This window comes from uncultured Frigoribacterium sp. (assembly GCF_963515265.1).
Lineage (GTDB): Bacteria > Actinomycetota > Actinomycetes > Actinomycetales > Microbacteriaceae > Frigoribacterium.
On sequence record NZ_CAUPYL010000125.1, the window covers coordinates 1 to 7,820 of the forward strand.

The following is a 7,820-nucleotide window of genomic DNA, read 5'->3' on the forward strand; positions in this document are numbered from 1 at the left end:
TGCTCGTGCTCGTGCTCGTGCTCGTGCTCGTGCTCGTGCTCGTGCTCGTGCTCGTCGGTACACTCGGTCCTGCCCGCGGGAGTGGTGAAACTGGCAGACACGCAGGATTTAGGTTCCTGTGCCTTCGGGCGTGAGGGTTCAAGTCCCTTCTCCCGCACGAGTAGCCTGGGCCTCCCGGCACCTCGAGAAAGAGACCCATGCTGCCCCTGGCGACCATCTCGTGGCTGGACCCCGAGTACCTCCTGTCGGCGTTCGGCCCCTGGGCCGTGCTCGGCGTCTGCCTGCTCGTCTTCGCCGAGACCGGGCTGCTGATCGGGTTCCTGTTCCCCGGCGACACCTTGCTCATCATCACCGGCATCCTCGCCGCCACGAACCCCGGTGCCCTCGGCCTGCCGATCTGGCTCATAGCGATCTTCATCGGCATCGCCGCCTTCGCCGGCGGCGAGCTGGGCTACCTGATCGGCCACAAGATCGGGCCGCGCATCTTCGAGCGGAAGGAGAGCGGGCTGTTCAGCAAGGCGAACGTCGCCCGGACCAACGCCTTCTTCGAGCGCTTCGGCCCGCTCGCGGTCATCATCGCCCGCTTCGTGCCGGTCGTCCGCACCTTCGCGCCGATCATGGCCGGCGTCGGCCACATGAGCTACCGGCGCTACTCGCTCTACAACGGGATCGGGGCGGTCCTCTGGGGCTTCGGCGTCACCATGCTCGGCTTCGGCATCGGCCACATCCCGCCCGTCGCCGACTTCGTCAGCTCGTACATCGACCTGATCCTGCTCGGCGCCGTGCTCGCGACGCTGATCCCCGTGGCCATCCACTACTTCCACGGGGTGCACACGGCGAAGAAGCACGAGGCCGACGGCACGACCCCCGACGCCGAGGTCGACGCCGCGGCCGTCGACCCAGCGCGAGTCGACTCCCCCACCGGGCAGACGCCGACGCAGGCCTGACCGCCTCCGACCCGACCCGCCGCGTCGCTCATGGCACCGCCGTCACCGGCACCGTCATGCGTTCTCGGGTGCATTTCCGGTCTGAAAGCGAGACAGATCCGCGCCTCCGGCGCCGCGAACACGGGCGGATCTGGACCCTCAGCGCCGATCACTCTCAAATTTGAGAGGAATGGGCGCTGGGGCCACATGTGCGCGGATCAGCCGCACCCGGCCCCGCGGCGCGGCCAGCCCGCGGGCGACAGCAGAGGCGGTCAGCCCGCGAGGGCCGCGACGTGCGGCGCGATGGCGCGGAACGCCCGCGACCGGTGGCTGACCGCGTTCTTCTCGTCCGGGGTCAGCTCGGCCGCGCTGCGGCCGTCGCCCTCGGGCCGGAACACGGGGTCGTACCCGTGTCCGCCCGTGCCGACCCGCGCCTCCAGCACCTCGCCCCGCCACTCGCCCTGCTCCACCAGCTCGCGGGCGGCGACCGTGCCGTCCGCCGACGCGGGCACGACGAGCGCCGCCGCGCACGAGAAGTGCGCCGAGCGGTCGGCCACGCCGACCAGGTTCGCCAGCAGCAGGTCGATGTTGTCGTCGTCGTCACGGGTGCCGGCGTACCGCGCCGAGTGGATGCCGGGCGCGCCCCCGAGGGCGTGGGCCGAGATGCCGCTGTCGTCGGCGAGCGCGGGCAGCCCGGTGTGGGCCGCCGCCGCGCGGGCCTTGATCAGCGCGTTCGCGGCGAACGTGTCGCCGTCCTCCACGGGCTCCGGGCCGTCGTAGGCGACCAGCTCCACGCCCGGCGCGGTCTCGGCGAGCAGCAGCCGCAGCTCCCGGACCTTGCCCTGGTTGTGCGTGGCGATGACGACCTGCGTCACGCGCCCAGCACCTCCTTCTGGATGCTCGTCAGGTCGGCGCCGCCGGCGACGGCCAGGTCGAGCAGCTCGCCGAGCTCGCGCCGGTCGAAGGGCGCTCCCTCGGCCGTGCCCTGCACCTCGACGAAGAGGCCGGAGCCCGTGACGACGACGTTCATGTCGGTCTCGGCTCGGACGTCCTCGACGTAGGCGAGGTCGAGCAGCGGGACGCCGTCGACGATGCCGACCGAGACGGCGGCGACGCTGTCGGTCAGCGGGGTCGCCTTCTGGGCGATGAACTTCTTCTCGCGGCCCCACTCGATCGCCTGGGCGAGCGCGACGTAGGCACCCGTGATGGCGGCCGTGCGCGTGCCGCCGTCGGCCTGGAGCACGTCGCAGTCGAGCACGATCGTGTTCTCGCCGAGGGCCTTCGTGTCGACCACGGCCCGGAGGCTGCGACCGATCAGGCGCGAGATCTCGTGGGTGCGTCCGCCGATCTTGCCCTTGACGCTCTCGCGGTCGTTCCGCGAGCCGGTCGCGCGCGGCAGCATCGCGTACTCGGCCGTGACCCAGCCCTTGCCCTTGCCGGCCAGCCAGCGCGGCACCCCGTTCGTGAAGGAGGCGGTGCACAGCACCTTCGTGTCGCCGAACGACACCAGGGCGCTCCCCTCGGCCTGCGCGCTCCAGCCCTTCTCGATGGTGACGCGTCGGAGCTGGTCGGCGCGGCGGCCGTCGGCGCGGACGAGGTCGGTGGTGGTCTCGGTCATGGTGTCTCCCCCTGGTCGGGTCGGTCTGGTCTGGTCTGGCGTGGTCTCGTGCAGTGCAGTGCGGGGCGGGCGGGCCGTGGCGGCACGGTCACGCGCGCGGACCGGCGGCGCGGAGCCCGCCCGGCAGCTCGATGGCGCCGGTCTCGAGGTGGCCGACGCGCGACACCTCGGGCCCGAGGAACCGCTTCGCCAGCCGGAGGAACGCCGCCTCGTCCGCGCCGGTGGCCTCGAACTCGTAGCGCGGCACGCTGCCGGCCGGCGCCTCGAGATCGTGGTCGACGAGGGTGCGGTAGACGTCGGCGGCCGTCTCGTCCGCGCTCGAGACGAGGCGCACCTCCGGCCCCATCACGTACTGGATCGCGGCCGACATCAGCGGGTAGTGGGTGCAGCCGAGCACGAGCGTGTCGACCCCGGCCTCGCGGAGCGGTGCGAGGTAGCCCGCGGCGACCTCGCGCAGCTCGGGGCTCGAGGTGTCGCCCGCCTCGACGAACTCGACGAACCGCGGGCACGCCTGCGTGAAGAGCTGCAGGTCGGAGGCCGCGGCGAAGGCGTCCTCGTAGGCGCGCGAGCGGACCGTGCCCTCGGTGCCGACGACCCCGATGCGCTTGTTCCGCGTCTGGCCCACGGCGGAGCGGACGGCGGGCTGGATGACCTCGACGACAGGGATGCCGGCACCCGTCGTGTACCGCTCGCGCGCGTCGCGGAGGACCGCGGCGGAGGCGGTGTTGCAGGCGATCACGAGCAGCTTGACGCCCTGGGCGACGAGGTCGTCCATGACGGCGAGCGCGTACTCGCGCACCTCGGCGATGGGCTTCGGGCCGTAGGGCGAGTGAGCGGTGTCGCCGACGTAGAGCACGGACTCGCGCGGCAGCTGGTCGATGATCGCCCGCGAGACGGTCAGGCCGCCCACGCCGCTGTCGAAGACTCCGATGGGTGCGTGCGTCACGGTCGTCGAGCCTACCCGGACAGAGGCGCGCCGCAGCCGGGCGCCCTGGTCCCGGCCCCCTCCCCCCGCCTAGGGTGGGGACGTGACCAGTGCCCTGCTGACCGACCGCTACGAGTTCACGATGGTGGAGGCGGCCCTCAAGGCCGGCACCGCCGACCGACGATGCGTGTTCGAGCTCTTCGCCCGCCGCCTCCCCCAGGGTCGCCGCTACGGCCTCGTGGCCGGCACCGGCCGCTTCCTCGCCGAGCTGACGCAGTTCCGGTTCGGGGACGACGAGCTCGCCTGGCTGCGCGACGGCCGCATCGTCGACGACCGCACCGTCGACTGGCTCGCCGACTACCGCTTCTCGGGCGACATCCGCGGCTACGCCGAGGGCGAGGTCTACCTGCCGGGCTCGCCCCTGCTCGTCGTCGAGTCGACCTTCGCCGAGGGCGTCCTGCTCGAGACGCTCGCCCTCAGCGTCTTCAACTACGACTCCGCCGTCGCGAGCGCCGCGGCACGGATGGTCTCGGCGGCCGACGGCCGGCCGCTCGCCGAGATGGGCTCGCGGCGCACCGGCGAGCGCAGCGCCGTGGCGGCGGCACGGGCCGCCTACGTCGCGGGCTTCGTCGCCACGAGCAACTTGGAGGCCGGGCGAACCTGGGGCGTCCCGACGATGGGCACCTCCGCCCACGCCTTCACCCTCCTGCACGACACCGAGCGCGAGGCGTTCGAGGCGCAGGTCGCGAGCCTCGGGCCCGGCACGACGCTGCTCGTCGACACCTACGACATCCCGGAGGCGGTGCGCACGGCCGTCGAGGTCGCCGGCACCGGCCTCGGCGCCGTCCGCATCGACAGCGGCGACCTCCCTGCGCTCGTGTCGCAGGTGCGCGCGCAGCTCGACGGCCTGGGCGCCACGGGCACGAAGATCACCGTGACGAACGACCTCGACGAGTACACGATCGCGGCGCTGCGCGCGGCGCCCGTCGACAGCTACGGCGTCGGCACGTCGGTCGTGTCCGGCTCGGGCCACCCGGCAGCCGGGATGGTCTTCAAGCTGGTCGCCCGTCAGGGCGCCGACGGCGAATGGGTGTCGGTGGCGAAGAAGTCCGCCGACAAGGGGACCATCGGCGGTCGCAAGGCACCGGTGCGCGTGCTGGTCGACGGCGTCGCGACGACCGAGCTCGTGCGCATCGGCGACGGGGGTCCGGGCGAGGGCGAGGAGCGACCGCTGCTCGTGTCGCTCGTCACCGACGGCGTGGTCGACGACCGCTGGACCGGGCCGCAGGGCGTGCAGCGCGCGCGGGACCACCGTCAGGCCGCCGTCGACGAGCTGCCGCCGAGCGCGTTCCGGCTCGGCCGGGGCGACCCCGTGCTGCCGACGGTCTACGAGTGAGCGGCGCCCGCCGGGTGACGGACGAGACCTACTCGGACTTCATCTTCTCGTAGACCTCTTTGCAGGTCGGGCAGACGGGGAACTTCTCGGGGTCGCGCCCCGGCGTCCACTTCTTGCCGCAGAGCGCCTTGACGGGCTTGCCGCTGAGCGCGGACTCCATGATCTTGTCCTTCTTCACGTAGTGCGAGAAGCGCTCGTGGTCGCCGGGGTCGACGGCGTCCTCGTTCAGGAGCTTCTCGAGCTCGCGATCCAGGACGTCGAGTCCGCCGCCGGTCTGTGTGTCGCTCATGGCGACCATCGTACGTCAGCTGCGCAGGGTGAAGGCGAGCAGCTCGGGCGCACGACGAGTGAACGTGCGCGAGCCGATCGCGACGCCGACGACGAGCACGACGACGCCCGCGGCGAGCCCCGTGACGAACGACCACATGTCGGCGTCCTGCTGCCCCCGCAGCAGGTAGCGGCCCGCGAACCACAGCGACGGGGACGTCGCCAGGACAGCCCCTGCGATCATCGTGACCTGGGCCGTCACCGAGGCGCTGCCGTGTGCCTGGGGCTGCTGGAACGGGTCGTCGTGCGGACGCACCGCCGCGTAGGGCATCGCGGCGGAGACGATGCTCGACAGCCCCAGGCCGCTCAGCAGCAGCCCGGCGGACACCCCGATCTCGGGCAGCAGGGCGCCCCGGTCGCCGAAGAGCCACGTGGCGACGAGCGACCCGAGCACGACGAGCGGCACCCCGATGAGCAGAGGAGGCGCGAGCCGGCCCACGCGGTCCGCGAGGCCCCGCGTGCCGGCCGCGACGTGCAGCCACAGGGCGGTGCTGTCGTACGCGACGTCGTTGTGCGGCAGGAACCCGAGGATGAGGCACATGAGCGGCACCGGCACGAGCGCGAGCCAGTGCCAGCTGATCCCCGCGATGCCGAGCGGGACGACGAGCAGCGGCAGGATCGGGATGATGACCAGGGACATGCGGTAGCGCGCGTCCCTCATCCAGTAGGTCAGGCTCCGGCCCGCGACGGCACCGGTCGGGCTCGCCCGGACGAACTCGAACCAGCCCAGGCCGGCCGCGTCGTCCGCGACGTCGGGCTCGGGCTGGTCGACGAAGGCGCGGGCCACGAGCGCCCGCCACGCGAGCCAGAGGGCGACGAGGGTGACGACCGCCACCACGAGGTCCGCGACGACCCGGCCCGTCTCGCCGACCGCGGCGTGGCCGGGGAGGGCGAGGGCGGCGCCGAACGGGGTCCACGCGAGCACGTCGGCGACGACCCCGCTCGTCCTGCCGCCGGGGAGGGTGGCACGGACGAGGTCGATGACGAGGGGCACGAGCAGGACCGCGACCACCACGCCCCCCGCGACCAGGAACTGACGAGCCCGGCGGGTGGTGAGGACGACGCTGTTGATCGTCGCCGCCACCAGGGACGCGAGGTAGGCCGTGGCGCCGGCGAGCACGACGGCGAGGACGGCGAGCGACGCGATGCCTTGCCCCTCGCCCCACGATCGCACGTAGCCGGGAGCGACCGCGACGAGAGCGAGCACGGGCAGGCCGACGGCACCGCCGAGGGCGAGGCCGACGGCCGCCGACCCCTCGGGCACCCCCAGGACGGCCAGGCGGCGGGGATCGCTCCACGGCGGCCGGACCCGCGCGAACGGCAGCACGCTGTAGGCGACGACGACGAGCGACCCGGCACCCACGACGAGCGCGCGGACGTCGCTGAGCGGATCGTCGCGCAGGGAGCCCGCGAGGGCGGAGACGGCGAGGGAGGCACCCAGGACGAGGAGGATCGACACGACCGTGACGAGCAGCCGGCGCGGCTCGTGCCGGACGGTGTTCGCGATCGTCTGGAGCCTCAGTCGGAGAAGCTCTGCAACCATTCCATGCCCTCCGTGACGGCTCGGCCGCCGGCCAGCTCGACGAACGTCTGCTCGAGCGAACGGCCGGCCCTGACCTCGTCGACCGTCCCGCTCGCGAGGACGTGGCCGTCGACGATCACCGCGACGCTGTCGCAGATGCGCTCGACGAGATCCATGCTGTGGCTCGAGAGCAGCACCGTGCCCCCGCCGGCCACGTAGCGCTGGAGCACGTCCGTCACCGTGGCCGCCGACACCGGGTCGACCGACTCGAACGGCTCGTCCAGCACGAGCACGCGGGGCGAGTGGATGACGGCCGCAGCGAGCGCGATCTTCTTCGTCATGCCGACCGAGTAGTCGGCGACGAGACGGCCGAGGGCGTCCTGCAGGCCGAAGGCGGCCGCCAGGTCCGCCGAGCGCTTGCGGGCCGTGGCCCCGTCGAGTCCCCGGAGGGTCGCGGAGTAGTAGAGGAGCTGGGCGCCCGTGAGGCGGTCGAAGAGCCGGAGGCGGTCGGGCAGCACCCCGAGGGCGCGCTTGGCGGCCGCAGGGTCGTCCCACACGTCGGAGCCGAGCACCGAGACGGTGCCCGCATCGGGTCGCAGCAGCCCGGTGACGATCGACAACGTGGTGGTCTTGCCTGCTCCGTTGGGGCCGACGATGCCGTAGAACGAGCCCGCCCGGACCTCGAGGTCGACGCCCTCGACGGCGACCGTGCTGCCGTATCTCTTGGCGATCCCCTTGATCGAGAGGACCACGGGGCGCTCCGCGTCGTCCGCAGGAGGCGCGGTCGCCTCGTCGGGGCCCGTCGCGTCGTCCGCAGCCACGGTCGGCAGCTCGCCGTCGTCCGTGCTCGCGTCGACCGACCCGGACTCGTCGTCCGTCTCGACCGCCAGCTCGTCGGGCGCGGTCGCCGCGGCGACGACGTCGTCCTGAGCTGCCTCCGCGTCGTCGGGCGCGGCATCGGCGTCGGTCGGCAGGGCGACGGCGCCGCCCGGCACGCTCTCGTCGCCGTCGGACTCGACCACGGCCTGCTCCTCGGCGACGGGCACGACGTCGAGCTCGGCCACGGCCTCCTCGGCGACGGCCGCCTCCTGGGCGGCGGCCTCGGC

At 73.1% G+C, this 7,820-nt stretch carries 8 protein-coding genes and 1 tRNA gene; 3 read left to right on the top strand and 6 right to left on the bottom strand.

The window, feature by feature from the left end; genetic code table 11:
• The first annotated feature begins 75 nt into the window (after positions 1-75).
• Positions 76-157, top strand: a tRNA-Leu gene (locus RWM17_RS10155).
• A 40-nt stretch (positions 158-197) separates the two neighbouring features.
• On the top strand, positions 198-947 hold the full coding sequence (locus tag RWM17_RS10160) for a VTT domain-containing protein (protein WP_314103297.1): 750 nt from the start codon (positions 198-200) through the stop codon (positions 945-947).
• A 251-nt stretch (positions 948-1,198) separates the two neighbouring features.
• Here RWM17_RS10160 and rdgB read toward each other — a convergent pair whose 3' ends face one another.
• The 3 genes from rdgB to murI all read right to left on the bottom strand — a co-directional run bounded on the left by rdgB (position 1,199) and on the right by murI (position 3,490).
• On the bottom strand, positions 1,199-1,801 hold the full coding sequence (rdgB, locus tag RWM17_RS10165) for an RdgB/HAM1 family non-canonical purine NTP pyrophosphatase (protein ID WP_314103300.1): 603 nt from the start codon (positions 1,799-1,801) through the stop codon (positions 1,199-1,201).
• Entirely contained in the window at positions 1,798-2,544 is a 747-nt protein-coding gene (gene rph / locus RWM17_RS10170) for a ribonuclease PH (protein ID WP_314103302.1), read from the bottom strand. Before rph ends, rdgB begins: the two co-directional genes overlap by 4 nt.
• Before the next feature lie 88 nt (positions 2,545-2,632).
• A complete protein-coding gene (murI, locus tag RWM17_RS10175) occupies positions 2,633-3,490 on the bottom strand; it encodes a glutamate racemase (protein ID WP_314103304.1) in 858 nt (285 codons plus the stop codon).
• An 82-nt stretch (positions 3,491-3,572) separates the two neighbouring features.
• Between murI and RWM17_RS10180 the strand changes: the two genes are divergently transcribed.
• Positions 3,573-4,865 (top strand): nicotinate phosphoribosyltransferase, encoded by a 1,293-nt coding sequence (locus RWM17_RS10180; protein ID WP_314103306.1) that lies wholly within the window; start codon positions 3,573-3,575, stop codon positions 4,863-4,865.
• 28 nt (positions 4,866-4,893) lie between these two features.
• Here RWM17_RS10180 and RWM17_RS10185 read toward each other — a convergent pair whose 3' ends face one another.
• From RWM17_RS10185 to RWM17_RS10195, 3 genes are read right to left on the bottom strand one after another with little or no spacing between them, the layout of a single operon-like run.
• Complete coding sequence (locus RWM17_RS10185; RefSeq protein WP_166760949.1) at positions 4,894-5,154, bottom strand: DUF3039 domain-containing protein; 261 nt, start codon at positions 5,152-5,154, stop codon at positions 4,894-4,896.
• Between the two features lie 15 nt (positions 5,155-5,169).
• A complete protein-coding gene (locus RWM17_RS10190) occupies positions 5,170-6,735 on the bottom strand; it encodes an ABC transporter permease (protein WP_314103311.1) in 1,566 nt (521 codons plus the stop codon).
• Positions 6,711-7,778, bottom strand: a complete 1,068-nt coding sequence (locus RWM17_RS10195) for an ABC transporter ATP-binding protein (RefSeq protein ID WP_314103313.1) — start codon at positions 7,776-7,778, stop codon at positions 6,711-6,713. The genes RWM17_RS10190 and RWM17_RS10195 overlap by 25 nt, the downstream gene beginning before the upstream one ends.
• Positions 7,779-7,820: the final 42 nt, after the last annotated feature.